Source organism: Salipiger sp., assembly GCF_048261495.1.
Lineage (GTDB): Bacteria > Pseudomonadota > Alphaproteobacteria > Rhodobacterales > Rhodobacteraceae > Salipiger.
This window is the reverse complement of sequence record NZ_JBLXFX010000006.1, coordinates 1-14465: the sequence shown is the minus strand read 5'-3', so window position 1 is coordinate 14465 and position 14465 is coordinate 1. Positions and strand designations below refer to the sequence as shown.

Sequence of the window (14465 nt, the reverse complement as noted above, 5' to 3'; positions counted from 1 at the left end):
TCAGTTCCTGCCGGGCATGCGGCGTTCAGGCGGCGGTCAGGATCGGCCTTTGGTGATGGGGACGACGTCGGCACTAGCCTGTCCGGTGACGAACCGACCCCAAGCCTCCATGACCGTGCGGCGGCGGTCCAGAAGATCGGATCGCGCGTAGCTTCGCACCACCCGCGAGCCGACCGCGTGGCCGAGCACCGTTTCCGCGACCTCGAACGAACAGGACTCGGTGTCCTGCACCCAGGACCGGAATGTGCTTCGGAACCCGTGCGGGCGGCCCGCTTCCTTTATGCGGTCCAGGTGGACCTCGACACCGCGCGATGTGACCGCGCGGCCGCGCAGGCTTGTGAACAGCAGGCCGTCGCCGGTCTTTCTGGCCTCGCGCACGATGTCCATGGCCGGGCGGGACAGCGGAACGCGGAAATCCTCTACCTGTCCTTCGCGGCCCTTCACGCGATCAGCGGGCACTGTCCAGACGTCGCCCTCGATTTCGCCCAAGTGCGCGCCGCGGCATCCGTCGAAGCGCACCAGCGTGAGCAACATCCACCGAAGGCATAGCCCGGCGGGGAGGGCAGGGTTCAGTTTCTCCCAAAGGGCGGGAGCATCGCGCCATGGGGTAGAGGGGATGTGTGCGGGCTTGTGCCGAACCTCACCGAGAAGGCGCTTGGCGGCGTCGGCCGTGAAGGGGTCGCATGCGATGCCCGCGTAGCGGGCTTCCTCGAAAACGATCCTGATGCGGCTCCAGGCCTTGATGGCGGTCGGGTGCTTCGCCTTCCATATCGGTTTTAGCGCGTCGCGAAGATCCATCTGCGTGAGGTCTGACATGCGGCGCTGACCGATGCGCGGGATGATGTGGGTGTCGAGGGGGCTTCGCCATCGGCCCCTGTCGCCGCCGCCGCGCAGCCCGGCCTTCTTCGCTTCAAAGACTGTGTCGACCATCTCGGCAAAGGTCGGATCGTACCTGTCCCTTTCCGCGACCTCTGCTGCCTGTGCGGCCTCTCTCTCCTGTATCGGGTCTTTCCCCAGAGACAGGGTTGCGGCCCATTGGTTTCTCGCGGTGCGCGCGTCAGCGAGGGACATATCCGGCCAGGCGCCGAGGCCCATTTCGCGACGACGGCCGAGGTGGGAGTAGCGAAAGACCCATTTCCCGCGCTCGCCCGCCTTCACCAGGCTCAGGCCTCCACCATCAAAATACTTGCCGTCGCCGCCCTTTCGGATCGCGATGGCGGTCAATTTACTCTTCATCCGGTCCCCCAACTGGTCCCCCAGCGACACATGCGCTTTGTGGAAACGCCAAGAACCGCCGTGATACAGTCGCGGCGTTAATGGATTGATAGATAACGGGAACAAGATACAGCATGCAACGGCGTGAAACAGTAGTTCGCCGTCCTTCACCCGCACCACTTCGACGGAGGATGCCCCCGGAGACCGCGGGCGATCCTTTGCCCCCGACAAACGCTCCTGCAACGCCAACGGCGGACCTGCCCGCCGTATCAGTCCGGGGTCACGGGCGCGGTGATCAGGCCGTAATCCTGCGGCTGGCGGTGGAGGGCGAAGTTGAAGATGTTGCGCCGGATCTCCGCGCATCGGTCGAGGTCGATCTCGGCGGTGATCACCTCGTCCCCGACCGTGGCGGCGCGGGCGACGACCTCTCCGGTCGGGGCGACGATGGCGCTGCCGCCGATCAGCTCGCATCCTTCCTCGAGCCCCGCCTTGGCGGCGGCGACCACCCAGAGACCGTTCTGGTAGGCGCCGGCCTGCAGGCTCAGGTCGTTGTGGAAGTACTGCAGATGGTCGTGTTCGGGCGCGGGGGGATAGTGCAGCGGGGTGTTGTAGCCCAGCATGACCAGCTCCGCGCCGCCGAGACCCAGCATCCGCCAGGTCTCGGGCCAGCGGCGGTCGTTGCAGATGCACATGCCGAGCCTGCCGCCGACGCCGTCGAAGACCGGAAAGCCGAGATCGCCCTTTTCGAAATAGCGTTTCTCGAGATGCTGGAAGGCGCGCCAGGGCTCGTTCTCGCGGTGGCCGGGCAGGTGGATCTTGCGGTACTTGCCGACGATCCGCCCCGCCTCGACGAAGATGGCCGTGTTGAAGTGGCGCCCCTCCGGGGTCCGTTCCGCATAGCCGAGGTGGAAGGCGACGCCGAGCTCCGCCGAGAGCTCGAACAGCGGGCGGACCGCCGCGTTCGGCATGGCGGTCTCGAACCAGGGCGCGACCGCCTCCGGCGTATCCAGATACCAGCGCGGAAAGAAGGTGGTCAGCGCCAGTTCCGGGAAGGTGACGATGCGCGCGCCGCGCGCCCGTGCCTGCCGCATCATGGCGCACATCCGTGCCACCGCGCTTTCGCGCGGTTCTTCCCGGCCGACGGGCCCGAGCTGGGCGGCGGCCACGACGAAACGTCTTTCCAAGGGCTGTTCTCCTGATCGCTGCCCGATGCTTGTCGGCGCGGGCGCCGCGGCACAAGGGCAGGGGCCCGGCAGCGGTCCGGCGGCGGGGCGATTGCCTGCGGATCGTGCAGGCGGGCCACCGGGGGCGGGCGCGCGCGGGGTCGCCCGAGAATACCTGACTTTTTCGTGAGGGAATAGGGCTTGCACCCCCGTCGCGCCGGAGGCTAGATGACCCGGACCGCCTCAGCCAAGTTGACAGCCCGGGCGCCGAACAAGGAAAAAGCCATGTTTCGCGCGACTTTGGCCGCAGGTCTGTTGACCGCCCTGGCCGTTCCCGCCTTTTCTCAGACCGTTTCCATAGAGACCGCGACCGGCCCGGCCGAGCTGACGGCGGCGCCGGAGACGGTCGCCGTTTTCGACATCGCCGCCGCCGATACACTGTCGGCCCTGGGCGTGCCCGTCGCGGGGATGCCGGCACCGAACTATCTCGATTACATGGCGCCGACCTTCGACGGTGCCGAAAAGATCGGCACGCTGTTCGAACCCGATTTCGAGGTTCTGGCGGCGATGGCGCCGGACCTGATCGTGGCGGGCGGACGTTCGTCGGCGCAGGTCGAGGCGCTGTCTCAGGTGGCGCCGACCATCGACATGACCATCGAGGCGGGCAGCATCGTGAGCGAAGCGCGCGCGCGGCTCGACGCCTACGGCACCCTGTTCGGCAAACAGGCCGAGGCCGCCGACCTGAATGCCGCGCTGGATGCGAAGATCGCGGAGGCGCGCGCCGCCGTGTCGGGCAAGGGCACCGCGCTGGTGCTGCTGACCAACGGCGGCAAGCTGTCGGCCTACGGCGCGGAATCGCGGTTCGGCTGGCTGCACACGACGCTGGGCCTGCCCGAAGCGGTGCATGACCTCGGCGCCAAGCCGCATGGCGAAGCGGTGTCGTTCGAGTTCATCGCCGAGGCCGATCCCGACTGGCTGCTGGTGATCGACCGGGGTGCCGCCATCGGACAGGCGGGCGAAGCGGCGGCGGCCACGCTCGACAACCCGCTGGTGGCGGGAACGAAGGCGGCGCAGTCCGGGCATATCCTCTACCTCTCGCCGGGGCCTCTTTATATCGCGGGGGGCGGTGTGCAGTCGATGATGGGCACGCTTGACGAGATCGCCGCGGGGTTCTCGGGCAACTCGTGACGCCGCGCGCCGCCATACTGCCGGCCCTGGGGCTCGTCCTGCTGATCGGGGCGAGCCTCTGCATTGGTGCGGCGAGCCTTTGGGGCGGCGATTTCGGCGCGGGCTGGCTGCTGGCCGTCAGCCGCTTTCCCCGCACCGCGGCGGCGCTTCTGGCCGGGGCCGGGCTGGCGCTGGCCGGGGTGGTGGTGCAGCAGAGCGTGCAGAACCGCTTTGTCGAGCCCGGTCTGGCGGGCACGCCCGAGGCGGCGATGATCGGCCTGCTGGCGGTGACGCTGCTGGCCCCCGGCGCGTCGGTCGCGCTCAAGATGGCGGCGGCGGCGGCAACGGCGATGGTGGGCACGGCGGGGTTCCTCGCGCTGTCGCGCCACGTGCCCCGGCGCGATCCGATGCTGCTGCCGCTGGTCGGGCTGATCTACGGCGGCATCCTCGGGGCGGCGGGGCTGTGGATGGCCTGGCAGACGGATCTGACCCAGTACCTGGGGATCTGGCGGCTGGGCGAGTTCTCGGGCGTGTTGCAGGGGCGGTACGAACTGCTCTGGACGATCGCCGCGCTGGCGCTGCTGCTCTACGTGGTGGCCGACAGGATCACGATCCTCGGGCTGGGCGAGGACCGCGTCCGCAGCCTCGGGCTGAACTATACCGCGACGCTCGTGCTGGGGCTCGCCATCGTTTCGGCGATCTCGGCGGCGGTGGTGGTGACGGTGGGGGCGCTGCCCTTCGTCGGGCTGGTGGTGCCCAACATCGTGTCGCGCCGGCGCGGCGACAACCTGCGCGCCAACCTGCCGCTGGTTGCCCTCTGGGGCGGGGCGCTCGTGCTGGCGTCGGACATCGTCGGGCGCCTGATCCGCTATCCGTTCGAGATCCCCGCCGCGACGATCTTTTCCGTGTTCGGCGCCGGGGTCTTTCTCTGGCTGCTCCATGCCGCGCCGAAGGCGCCACGCCGTCATGGCTGACCGCAGGCTGGCCTGGCTGGCCGGGGCGCTGCTGCTGGCCTCCGCCGCCTTCCTGTTCTGGGGGCTGAAGGGCCCGGCGGCGTTCATCCTGACGCTGCGGGGCACCAAGCTTGCCGCGCTCCTGCTGGTCGGCGCGGCCACAGGCATGGCGACGGTGCTGTTCCAGACCGTGGCGATGAACCGGCTGCTGACGCCGGGAATCGTCGGCTTCGACGCGCTGTTCGTCTTCCTTCAGTCGGCGCTGGTGATGGGGCTGGGCGGGCTGGGCCTCGCGCAGATCCCGTCCACGCTGCGCTTCGGGATGGAGACGTTGCTGCTCATGGGCGCGGCGATGGCGCTGTTCGGGCTGCTGCTGCGGCGCGGGGCGGGCGATATCACACGGATGATCCTGACCGGCGTCATCCTCGGCGTGCTGCTGCGCGGCGCGTCCGACCTGATCCAGCGAATGCTGGACCCGTCGGAATACTCGGTGGTCCAGCAGGCGATGTTCGTCAGCTTCGGCGCGGTGCCGCGCGATGCGCTGGGACTCGCGGCGGTGGTGCTGGTGGCGGCCTGCGGCACGGCGCTGCGGTTGGCCCCGGCGCTGGATGTCGCGGGTCTGGGGCGGGGCATGGCGCGGGGAGTCGGTCTGGATCACGACCGGCTGGTGATGGTGGCGCTGGCGCTGACGGCGGCGATGGTGTCGGTCGCGACGGCGCTGGTCGGGCCGATCGCTTTTCTCGGCCTTCTGGCGGCCAGCCTGGCGCGGGCATTGATGGACAGCCATCGCCACGCGCTGCTGCTGCCCGCCTCGGCGCTGATCGGGGCGCTGATCCTGACCCTGGGGCAATTCGCCTTCGAGCGGCTGCTGGGGCTGCAATCCACGCTGGCGGTGCTGGTCGAGTTCTTCGGCGGCCTGCTGTTCCTGTTCATGGTTCTGAGGAGACGCCCGGCATGATCGAAGTGACCGGCCTGCATGTGCGCATCGGAGAGGCGGCGCTGCTGAAGGGCGTGGACCTGCGCATTCCCGCCGGCGGCATCACCGCGCTGATCGGGCCCAACGGCGCAGGCAAGTCGACGCTGCTGCACGCGATGGCGGGGCTGCAGGCCGTCAGCGCCGGCACGGTGCGGATCGACGGCATGGATGTCGCCTCGGCCCGATCGGGGGAGCGGGCGCGACGGCTCGCCATGCTGACCCAGAGCCAGCCGATGCTGAGCCGCCTGGCGGTGCGGGATCTCGTGGCCTTCGGACGCTGGCCGCATTGCCGGGGCCGTCCGGGGCCCAAGGACCGGCGCATCGTGGAGGAGGCGCTTGACGCCTTTGCGCTTCAGGACCACGCCGACCGGCAGATCGACACGCTTTCGGGCGGGCAGCGACAGCGGGCCTACGTGGCGATGACCTGGGCGCAGGCGACGCCCTGGCTGTTCCTGGACGAACCTCTGGCCGCGCTCGATCCGCGCCATGCCAGCGACCTGATGACCCGGCTCGGCACGCTCGGCCGGGGCGCGGAGGGGCGCAGCGTGGTGATCGTGCTGCACGATCTCAACGCCGCCGCCGCCGCCGCCGACCACGTGGTCGCGCTGAAGGACGGTGCCGTGTTTGCCGCCGGACCGACCGCGGAGGTCATGTGCCCCGACCGCCTGAGCGCGCTTTTCGACACACCCTTCCGGGCCTATGACGTGCCGGGCCGCAGGCTGGTCTACCCCGCCTGACGCCCGGCTGTCGCCAGTGGGGCGGGGGCTACTGCCAGCCCGCCCCCGCCGCCACCTGCAACGAGGCCCATCCGCTGGCCAGATCGCGCCGGGCCGAGGCGGCGGAGAGCCGCGCGGTCAGCAGCGATTGCTGGGTGTCGAGCAGATCCATCGCGTCGGTCGTGCCGAGGTCGAAGGTCTCCTGCGAGAGGCTCAGAACCCGCTGGTACGAGGTGACCGAGGCGCGCTGTGCCGCCAGCGACCGCTGCGTGCGCAGGTAGGTGCTCTGCGCGGTCTGGACCTCTTCCACGGCGTCGAGCACCGATGCCTTCCAGGCGATCCGGGATTGTTCTGCCTCGGCGCGGGCCTTGTCGCGGTTCGCGGCGAGCAGCGGTTGCGACAGGACCGGCAGCGTCAGCGCGGGGCCGAAGGACCAGGAGCCGTTGCCGTCGGTGGCAGAAATCGTGCCGCCGAGGGACAGGGCCGGGTACATCTCGGCCTCGGACACACCGACGGCGGCGACGGCGGCGGCATAGCGCCGCTCGGCCACGCGCACGTCGGGGCGGTTGCGCAGCAGGTCCGCGGGCACCCCGACCGAGGTCTTGCCCGTGGGCAGCGGCTGGGCGGCGCCCTTTTCCAGCGCGGTCTTGAAGGTCTGCACAGGCTCTGCCAGCAGCGTCGCGATGGCATAGGTGGCGCCGTAGAAATTCGCCTCCAGCGTCGGCAGCGAGGCGCGCGCGGTCGAGAGCGTCGCCTCGGCCCGCGCGACGTCGAGATCGGTCGCGGTCCCGAGGTCGCGCTTGTCGCGCACCAGTCCGAGGGTTTCCTGCGTCAGGCCGATGCTCTGACGGGTGACGGCCATCGCCTCCTGGTAGTAGCGCGCATCTATATAGTAGCCGACCAGCGCTGACAGGAAGGCGAGCCGCGCCTCGCCGACCCCGAGGGCCGCCGCGTCGAGGTTGGCCACGGCCGCCTCGCGCGACCGGCGCGAACCGCCGAAGAGGTCGATCACCAGCGAGGGCGAGAAGCCCGCCGTGCGGCTGTCCGACGTGGCGATGCCGTCGCCGCCCGACCGGGTTGCCCCGGCCGAGAGCGTCCCCGTGACATCCGAGGCGACACCGGCCGCGCGGGCCGCCGCTTCGGCTGCGCGGACGGCCGCCACGGCGCTTTGAATGTCCAGGTTGCGGTCGAGCCCGCGCTCGACCAGCCCGTTCAGCACGGTATCGCCGTAGCCGCGCCACCAGCGCTGACGGGCGAGATCCGCGGCCGGAGTGGTGCCGCCCTCGGCGAAACCGGCGTTGAGCGCGATGGTCGGTTGTTCGTAGTCCGGCCCGACGGTGCAGGCCGAGACTGCCAGCAGGGCCAGCAGCGGTAGGGATTTCATAGGGAGTGCCTTTTTCGTTTCGCCCGCTCGACCAGGCGCATGATGGAGAGATAGAGACCGGGCACCATGAAGAGCCCGATGGTGGTGGAGGCGATCATGCCGCCGATCACCCCGATGCCGATGGCGTTCTGCGCCGCGGCACCCGCCCCGGTCGAGATCGCCAGCGGCAGGACGCCGAGGATGAAGGTGAGGGCGGTCATGAGGATGGGTCGCAGGCGCAGTCGGGCCGCTTCCATGGCCGCCTCGGCAAGGCTGCGGCCCCGGCGGCGCAGGTCCTCGGCGAATTCGACGATCAGGATGGCGTTGCGCGCGGCAAGGCCGATGGTCGTCAGCATCCCGACCTTGAAGTAGACGTCGTTCGACTGCCCGAAGAGCCAGGCCGCCAGCAGCGCGCCGAGCACGCCCACCGGGACGGCAAGCATCACGGAGAACGGGATCGACCAGCTTTCGTAGAGCGCGGCGAGGGCGAGGAAGATCACCAGCACCGAGATCGCGTAGAGATAGGGGGCCTGGTTGCCCGACTGCACCTCCTGGTAGCTGAGGCCGGTCCAGGCGGCGCCGTAGCCGCCGGGCAGTTCGGCCACCAGGCGCTCCATCTCGTCCATGGCCGCGCCGGAGCTGACGCCGGTCGCGGGCTGGCCCGAGATCTGCACCGCCGCCGTGCCGCCGTAGCGGGCGAGGCGGGGCGAGACGGATTCCCATTCGGTCGAGGCGAAGGCCGAGAATGGGACCATCTCTCCGCCGTCGTTGCGGGCGTACCAGCTCAGGGCGTCTTCGGGCTGCATCCGGTATTCCGCCGACCCCTGCACGATGACCGGCCGCAGCGATGTGCCGAGTTCGAAGTCGTTGACCTCGGCGCCGGAGAAGATCACCGAGAGCATCGCGTTGACCGAGGACAGCGAAACCCCGAGGCTTTCCGCCTTCTGCTGGTCGATCACCAGCTTCAGCGCCGGTTCCGCGCCGCTGGTGCCGGTCCTCAGAGAGGTGACGAGGGTGTTGCCTGCGGAGCCCTCGACGATGCTGTCGGCGGCGGCCTGCAGGGCATCGGCCCCGTTGCCGCCCTGGTCGATCAGGTACATCTCGAAGCCGCCGGTGTTGCCGAGGCCCATGATGGCCGGTGGCTGGTTCACGAAGATCCGCCCCGAACGGTTGGCGGCAAAGGCGGCATTGGCCCGCGCCGCGACGGCGGAGGCGGAGAGATCCGCATGGCCTTCGCGCTCGGCGAAGTCCTTGAGCGAGACGAAGATCATCGCCTGGTTCTGTCCCGAACCGCCGAAGCCGAAGCCCATGGCGACGAAGGTGGCGTTCACCGCCGCGCTTTCCTCGGTCAGCAGGTATTGCTCGACGCGCTCGACCACGTCGAGCGTCTGCGCCCGGGTGGCGCCTTCGTCGAGGCTGACCATGGCCATGAGCGCGCCCTGATCCTCGGTCGGAAGGAAGGAGGAGGTGAGGCGCTGATAGGTGCCCCAGGCTCCGGCGAGGACCACGGCCAGGACGAGGATCATCAGCACGGGTGCGCGCAGGCTCCTGCCGACGGCCCAGCTGTAGCCGTCGGTGAGCCTTTCCATGCCGCGGTTGAACCAGCGGGCAGGGGGGAAACGGGGTTCGCCATGCACCTGTTTCAGAAGCGAGGCCGACATCGGCGGCGAGAGGATCAGCGCCATGAGAAAGGAAATGGTCATGGCCGCGACCATGGTGAGCGAGAATTGCCGGTAGACCACGCCGGTGGAACCGCCGAAGAAGGCCATGGGCAGAAACACCGCGGCCAGCACGATGTTGATGCCGAGCAGCGCGGTGGCAATCTGGGTCATGCTGCGCCGGGTGGCTTCGAGCGCGGAGAGCTTTTCCTCGGCCATGAGGCGTTCGACGTTCTCCACCACCACGATGGCGTCATCGACCAGCAGGCCGATGGCCAGAACCATGGCGAACATGGTGAGGGTGTTGATCGAGAACCCCGCCGCCGCCAGCACGCCGAAGGTGCCGAGCAGCACGACCGGAATCGCGATCAGCGGAATGAGCGTCGCGCGCCAGCTCTGCAGGAACACCAGCAGAACCAGCACCACCAGCACCGCCGCTTCGAACAGGGTGTGGTAGACCTGCTCGATGGAGAGTTCGACAAAGGGCGAGGTGTCATAGGAGATGCGGAATTCCAGCCCCTCGGGGAGGGAGGGCGCCAGCCGGTCCAGCGTCGCCTTGACCGCCGCCGCCGTATCCACCGCATTGGCCCCTGTTTCGAGGTTCACGCCGAAGCCCGCCGCGGTCAGCCCGTTGTAGCGGGAATCGCCTCCGTAGCTTTGCTGCCCGATCTCGACGCGCGCGACGTCGCGCAGGCGCACGGTGCCGCCGCCCTCTTCCGTCTTGATAAGGATGTCCTGGAACTGCTCGACCGTGCCGAGCTGGCTCTGCGCGGTGATGGTGGCGGTGAACTGCTGCCCCTGCACCGTGGGCTGTGTGCCGAGCGAGCCGACGGACACCGTGGTGTTCTGTTCCTCGACCGCGCTCACCACGTCGGCGGGGGTGAGTTGGTAGCGCACCAGCGACAGCGGGTCGAGCCAGACCCGCATCGCGTAGCCCGAGCCGAAGACGTTGATCCCGCCGACGCCGTCTGTGCGCTGGACCGGGCCCTCGACCGTCTCCTCGATGATGTTGCCGAGTTCGAGCGTGCTGTAGCTGCCGGTGGTGTCGACCAGCGCCCCGACGAGGAGGATCGAACTGTCGGAGCGCGACACGGTCACGCCGTTGCTCTGCACGACCGAGGGCAGTTGCCGTTCGACCTGCGTGACCTTGGACTGCACTTCGTTCTGGGCGTCGATGGGATCGACGCTCTCGTCGAAGGTGATGGAGATCGAGGACGACCCCTGCGAGGAATTCGCCGTCATGTAGAGCATGCCGTCGAGCCCGGTCATGCCGTCCTCGATGACGCGGGTGACGGAGTTTTCCACCGCTTCCGCGGTGGCGCCGCTGTAGCTTGCCGACACCCGGACGGTGGTCGGGGCGATGTCGGGATATTGCGACACCGGCATGGTGGTCAGCGCCCAGCCCCCCGCGAGCATGGTGAGCAACGCCAGCACCCAGGCAAAGACCGGGCGGTTGATGAAGAACAGGCCCATGTCAGTTGCCGCCCGACTGAGGGGCGGCGAAAGCCTCGTCCCGGCCGTCGGCGCGTTTCACCACGCCGTCCTCGGTGATGACCACGTCGACGGGGGCCACGGCGGCCCCGTCCCGCAGGTTGGTCAGGCCGTCGACGATCACCGTGTCGCCCGCGGCGACGCCCTCGGTGATGATCCAGGCATTCCGGTAACTGCCGTTCGCGGTCAGCACCCGCTGCTGCGCCTTGCCGTCTACCGCGACGAAGACGGTGAGCGATCCGTCCGCCTGCCGCGTCGTGGCGCGCTGGGGCACCAGAACGGCGCTGCGGGTGCCGAGGGTGATGGTGACGCGCAGGAACTGGCCGGGCAGGATGCGGCGCTCGGGATTGTCGAAGCGCATCCGGAACTGCGCGGTGCCGGTGGTGGTCGACACGGCATTGCCGGGCGAGACCAGCGTGCCTTCGCCGCCGTAGGTCTCGCCGGTTTCCAGTTCGAGCGAGATCTTCAGCGAGGTGCCACGTGTCAGCGAGCCGCTGTCTATGAGATTGCGCACCTCGGCCATGCGGCGGGAGCTTTCCTCGACATCCACGTAGATCGGGTCGAGCCGCGTGACCGTGGTCAGGGCGTCGGTCTGGTTGGCGGTCACCACCGCGCCGACCGATACGTGGGACACCGCCGCGATCCCCACGATGGGCGAGGTGATCTCGGCATGATCGAGGTTGAGCTGCGCCTGGCGGCGGGCGGCATCGGCGGCGCTGAGGTCGGCGCGGTTCTGAAGCACGGTGACGCGGGCGGTTTCCACATCTTCCGTGGTGACCCCGGTGCCTTCGAGCCGTTCATAGCGTGCCAGCGTCGCTTCGGAGGCGGCGACGGCGGCTTCGGCGCGGGCCAGGTCGGCCTTGGCGGCATCGAGTTCGGCCATGTAGGTCGCACTGTCGATGCGGTAGAGCGGATCGCCCACGTTCAGCCGCCGTCCGGGTTCGAACAGGATCGCCTCGATCGTGCCCTCGATGCGGGGGCGTATGTCGACCTGTTCGAACGCCGTGGCCCGGCCGGGCAGTTCGGTGGTGAAGGGGACGTCCTCCTGCGCGAGGGTCAGCGTGCCCACCGCGGTCGGGCCCGCCGCGCCGCCCGGTGCCCCCTGCGCGACGGCCGGGCCAGGGCTGGAGAGTGCGGCGCAAATTGCCGCCACCGGCAGGAGGGCCCGCCACGAAATGCTGGTCATGTTCGGTCTTTCTTCGCAAACGAAATGAAGAGGTCGGTCGGACGTCCTACGCAGGGCGCGCGCACTCCCGTCGAAATTTGTCTCGCCAGGAAGATATCTTTCATTTATCTTTCTGGAAAGATAAATCAAGCCCGCATCTCGCGACGCGGGGAGGAGGACAGATGAGACCCGACCTCGAACCGGGGAGCTGGCCCGACGCCCAGTCCCCTTCGGTCGCCCTGTGTGGAGAGATCATGCGACTGGCCGTGAAGATCCGGCGCCGGGCCGAAACCATCCTGGCCCGCCATCACCTGACGTTGAGCGAATTCGAATGCCTCGTGGCGTTGCGCCTTTCGCCCGACGGTGCGGCGATCACGCCGACGGAACTATATGAACGCATCCTGATCTCGTCCGGCGGCCTGACCAAGGTGATGTCGCACCTTCAGGACCGGGGCCTGATCCTGCGCGTGCCGTCCCCCACCGACCGGCGCAGCCGCATGCTCGAACTGACGGAGGAGGGGGCCGCGCTTGTCCTGCGGGCGATGCGGGCCATCCGCGAGGATCACGATTCGCTCATGGAACAGGCCGACCTCACCGAGGAGGAAATCGCCGGCTTCTTCCGGTTCCGCGACAAGCTGATGAACGTGGCGGGCTGATCCGTCGGCGAGGATCAGCCCGGCCGTAGGTGGGGACAGATCCCGTCCGGAAACGCGGGGCTGGGTCGCGACGCCCGCCGCGCGCCGACAAAACGCTTGACGCAGCGCCCCGCTGCCGACATTTCCGCGATCATGTTCGGGAACCGGAACCTCTTTGATCGACGCCGACGTCGCCCCCATGCGGCGGCTCTTCGGGCTGCGCGTCGTTCTTGGGCTTCCGGCGTGGTATCCGGCCTTTCGTAGATACTCCGACGGACTCCCTCCGATCCGCGTTCCTGAACCCCCGCAGCCCCCGGCTTCGGGGGTTTTCCTTTTCCCGAACCTTGGAAGGACCTTCTCATGAGCATTCGCGTCGGCATTGTCGGCATCAGCGGTTTCGGCGGCGGTGAAGCGCTGCGCCTGATCGCAAGTCACCCCGCCTTCGAGCTTGTGCATGCCGCGGGAGACGGCAGCGCGGGCAGCCGTCTCATCGACCGATTCCCGGGTGTGCCGCGCAAATTGGCCGGACTGGTGATCGAGACATGGGACCCCGACTCCCTGCCCGAACTCGACCTGCTGTTTGCTTCGTTGCCCACCGGCACCTCGGCGGAGGCGCTGGCGCGGATTCCGGAGCGCGTGAAGATCGTCGATATCGGGGGAGATCACCGCCACGCCGACGGCTGGACCTATGGTCTGGCCGATGTCTGGCCGGACCGGGTGCGGGGAAGCACCCGCGTCGCCAATCCGGGCTGCTTTCCGGTGGCGACGCTGAACACGCTGGCGCCCCTGCTCGCGGCAAAGCTGATCCGGCCGGACAATATCGTGATCGACGCCAAGACCGGACTTTCGGGCGCGGGGCGCGGCGGTGGCGACAGCAGGTTCGGTTTTGCCGAGACCAACGAGAACCTGCAGCCCTACGGCCTGCTCAGGCATGCCCACATGCCCGAGATGGAAACGACCATCGGGCAACTGGCTGGCGGCAGCGCTGAGGGGCTGGTGTTCACGCCGCATCTGGTGCCGATGACGCGGGGCCTGCTCGTCACCATATACTGCCGGGGTCGCGCCACCACTGCGCAATGTCTCGACGCGGCGCGCAGCTTCTATGCGGATCGCCCCTTCGTCCGGGTGACCGACCGGCCGCCGCAGACCAAATGGGCGAGCGGGTCCAACCTCTCGTTCGTCAGCTACGCCGCCGATCCGGACCGGGAACTGGTGATCGCGATGGGCGTGGTGGACAACCTCGGCAAGGGGGCGGCCGGTCACGCGGTGCAGAATGCGAACCTGATCTGCGGCCTGCCCGAAACGGCGGGCCTCGAGGGCGCGCCGCTCTGGCCCTGAAGCGACCATTATAGGTACATGCCCGGCCGCCCCCATCCTTTCGGGCGGCCGGGTCGACCATGGTTCCGATGGGCGCGCCCGATGTCGGGCTGGTTCGGCATGATCCAACGGCAGTAGGCAGCGCGTCCCCGAAGACAGGCTGACCCTCCGTTGTTCCCGCCTGGCCGGGACCATCGGGGGCCGGTTCGGCGAAAAAGGGCAGGGGGCGACTCGTGGTGACTCGCCGAAACGAGTCGGGTCGAGTCGGACGATTGTGGTTTTGTTAATAAATGACGCAAGATGTTGTGTCTCAACGGGAAAACCATCGCGAAGCGGGCGACTCGCCGCCGGGAAAGGGCCGGGCGCAGGCCCGCTCCAAGCCCCGTGAGCGAAAAATGTGCAGATAAGAACTGTTTGTTTTCAATAGTTTGGCAAAAAAGTGCGGAGCGGCGGAAAAAACTGCTTGCGGACTTCGGCACCAATACGTAGATAGCCCCTCACCGGCGGCGCTGAGGCGCACGACGGGACGCCGGACGGGGCGGAGGACAGGAGGCAGCGAGGCTGCTGATGGTTTGACGAACCGGAAGGCGGGACGGAAATTCGAGAGGTATGACGGGCGGCGCGCCGGCAAGTTAGGGCGCACCGG

The 14465-nt window shown here is 68.6% G+C and carries 11 protein-coding genes; 6 read left to right on the top strand and 5 right to left on the bottom strand.

The window, feature by feature from the left end:
* Positions 1-36: 36 nt before the first annotated feature.
* Both ACN0RJ_RS13200 and ACN0RJ_RS13195 read right to left on the bottom strand, forming a co-directional pair.
* Positions 37-1224 carry a tyrosine-type recombinase/integrase gene (locus ACN0RJ_RS13200; protein WP_417724541.1) on the bottom strand — a complete coding sequence of 396 codons (1188 nt, stop codon included), beginning with the start codon at positions 1222-1224 and terminating at the stop codon, positions 37-39.
* A gap of 260 nt (positions 1225-1484) precedes the next feature.
* The gene (locus ACN0RJ_RS13195) at positions 1485-2399 is read right to left on the bottom strand and encodes an N-carbamoyl-D-amino-acid hydrolase (RefSeq protein WP_417724540.1); all 915 of its coding nucleotides are present in this window, start codon (positions 2397-2399) and stop codon (positions 1485-1487) included.
* Between the two features lie 264 nt (positions 2400-2663).
* Here ACN0RJ_RS13195 and ACN0RJ_RS13190 point away from each other — a divergent pair, with 264 nt between their 5' ends.
* Genes ACN0RJ_RS13190 through ACN0RJ_RS13175 form a run of 4 tightly spaced genes read left to right on the top strand, consistent with a single transcriptional unit; the run spans position 2664 to position 6211 of the window.
* Complete coding sequence (locus tag ACN0RJ_RS13190; RefSeq protein ID WP_417724539.1) at positions 2664-3566, top strand: siderophore ABC transporter substrate-binding protein; 903 nt, start codon at positions 2664-2666, stop codon at positions 3564-3566.
* A complete protein-coding gene (locus ACN0RJ_RS13185) occupies positions 3563-4519 on the top strand; it encodes an ABC transporter permease (protein ID WP_417724538.1) in 957 nt (318 codons plus the stop codon). The genes ACN0RJ_RS13190 and ACN0RJ_RS13185 overlap by 4 nt, the downstream gene beginning before the upstream one ends.
* Positions 4512-5456, top strand: coding sequence for an iron chelate uptake ABC transporter family permease subunit (locus tag ACN0RJ_RS13180; RefSeq protein ID WP_417724537.1), 945 nt, complete (start codon positions 4512-4514; stop codon positions 5454-5456). The genes ACN0RJ_RS13185 and ACN0RJ_RS13180 overlap by 8 nt, the downstream gene beginning before the upstream one ends.
* Positions 5453-6211 carry an ATP-binding cassette domain-containing protein gene (locus ACN0RJ_RS13175; protein WP_417724536.1) on the top strand — a complete coding sequence of 253 codons (759 nt, stop codon included), beginning with the start codon at positions 5453-5455 and terminating at the stop codon, positions 6209-6211. The genes ACN0RJ_RS13180 and ACN0RJ_RS13175 overlap by 4 nt, the downstream gene beginning before the upstream one ends.
* Before the next feature lie 28 nt (positions 6212-6239).
* Here ACN0RJ_RS13175 and ACN0RJ_RS13170 read toward each other — a convergent pair whose 3' ends face one another.
* Genes ACN0RJ_RS13170 through ACN0RJ_RS13160 form a run of 3 tightly spaced genes read right to left on the bottom strand, consistent with a single transcriptional unit; the run spans position 6240 to position 11888 of the window.
* A complete protein-coding gene (locus tag ACN0RJ_RS13170) occupies positions 6240-7574 on the bottom strand; it encodes an efflux transporter outer membrane subunit (protein WP_417724535.1) in 1335 nt (444 codons plus the stop codon).
* Positions 7571-10684, bottom strand: coding sequence for an efflux RND transporter permease subunit (locus ACN0RJ_RS13165; protein WP_417724534.1), 3114 nt, complete (start codon positions 10682-10684; stop codon positions 7571-7573). The genes ACN0RJ_RS13170 and ACN0RJ_RS13165 overlap by 4 nt, the downstream gene beginning before the upstream one ends.
* 1 nt (position 10685) lies before the next feature.
* Entirely contained in the window at positions 10686-11888 is a 1203-nt protein-coding gene (locus ACN0RJ_RS13160) for an efflux RND transporter periplasmic adaptor subunit (protein ID WP_417724533.1), read from the bottom strand.
* Between the two features lie 161 nt (positions 11889-12049).
* Here ACN0RJ_RS13160 and ACN0RJ_RS13155 point away from each other — a divergent pair, with 161 nt between their 5' ends.
* Together ACN0RJ_RS13155 and argC are read left to right on the top strand one after the other, a co-directional pair.
* Entirely contained in the window at positions 12050-12523 is a 474-nt protein-coding gene (locus ACN0RJ_RS13155; protein ID WP_417720499.1) for a MarR family winged helix-turn-helix transcriptional regulator, read from the top strand.
* A 339-nt stretch (positions 12524-12862) separates the two neighbouring features.
* Positions 12863-13840, top strand: coding sequence for an N-acetyl-gamma-glutamyl-phosphate reductase (gene argC / locus ACN0RJ_RS13150; RefSeq protein ID WP_417724532.1), 978 nt, complete (start codon positions 12863-12865; stop codon positions 13838-13840).
* The last annotated feature ends 625 nt before the right edge of the window (positions 13841-14465 follow it).

Excerpts from the sequence above, each read along its gene's own strand:
- ACN0RJ_RS13175 (WP_417724536.1), top strand. The coding sequence starts at position 5,453 with ATGATCGAAGTGACCGGCCTGCATGTGCGCATCGGAGAGGCGGCGCTG.
- ACN0RJ_RS13190 (WP_417724539.1), top strand. The coding sequence starts at position 2,664 with ATGTTTCGCGCGACTTTGGCCGCAGGTCTGTTGACCGCCCTGGCCGTT.
- ACN0RJ_RS13165 (WP_417724534.1), bottom strand. The coding sequence starts at position 10,684 with ATGGGCCTGTTCTTCATCAACCGCCCGGTCTTTGCCTGGGTGCTGGCG.
- ACN0RJ_RS13155 (WP_417720499.1), top strand. The coding sequence starts at position 12,050 with ATGAGACCCGACCTCGAACCGGGGAGCTGGCCCGACGCCCAGTCCCCT.
- ACN0RJ_RS13160 (WP_417724533.1), bottom strand. The coding sequence starts at position 11,888 with ATGACCAGCATTTCGTGGCGGGCCCTCCTGCCGGTGGCGGCAATTTGC.
- argC (WP_417724532.1), top strand. The coding sequence starts at position 12,863 with ATGAGCATTCGCGTCGGCATTGTCGGCATCAGCGGTTTCGGCGGCGGT.
- ACN0RJ_RS13170 (WP_417724535.1), bottom strand. The coding sequence starts at position 7,574 with ATGAAATCCCTACCGCTGCTGGCCCTGCTGGCAGTCTCGGCCTGCACC.
- ACN0RJ_RS13180 (WP_417724537.1), top strand. The coding sequence starts at position 4,512 with ATGGCTGACCGCAGGCTGGCCTGGCTGGCCGGGGCGCTGCTGCTGGCC.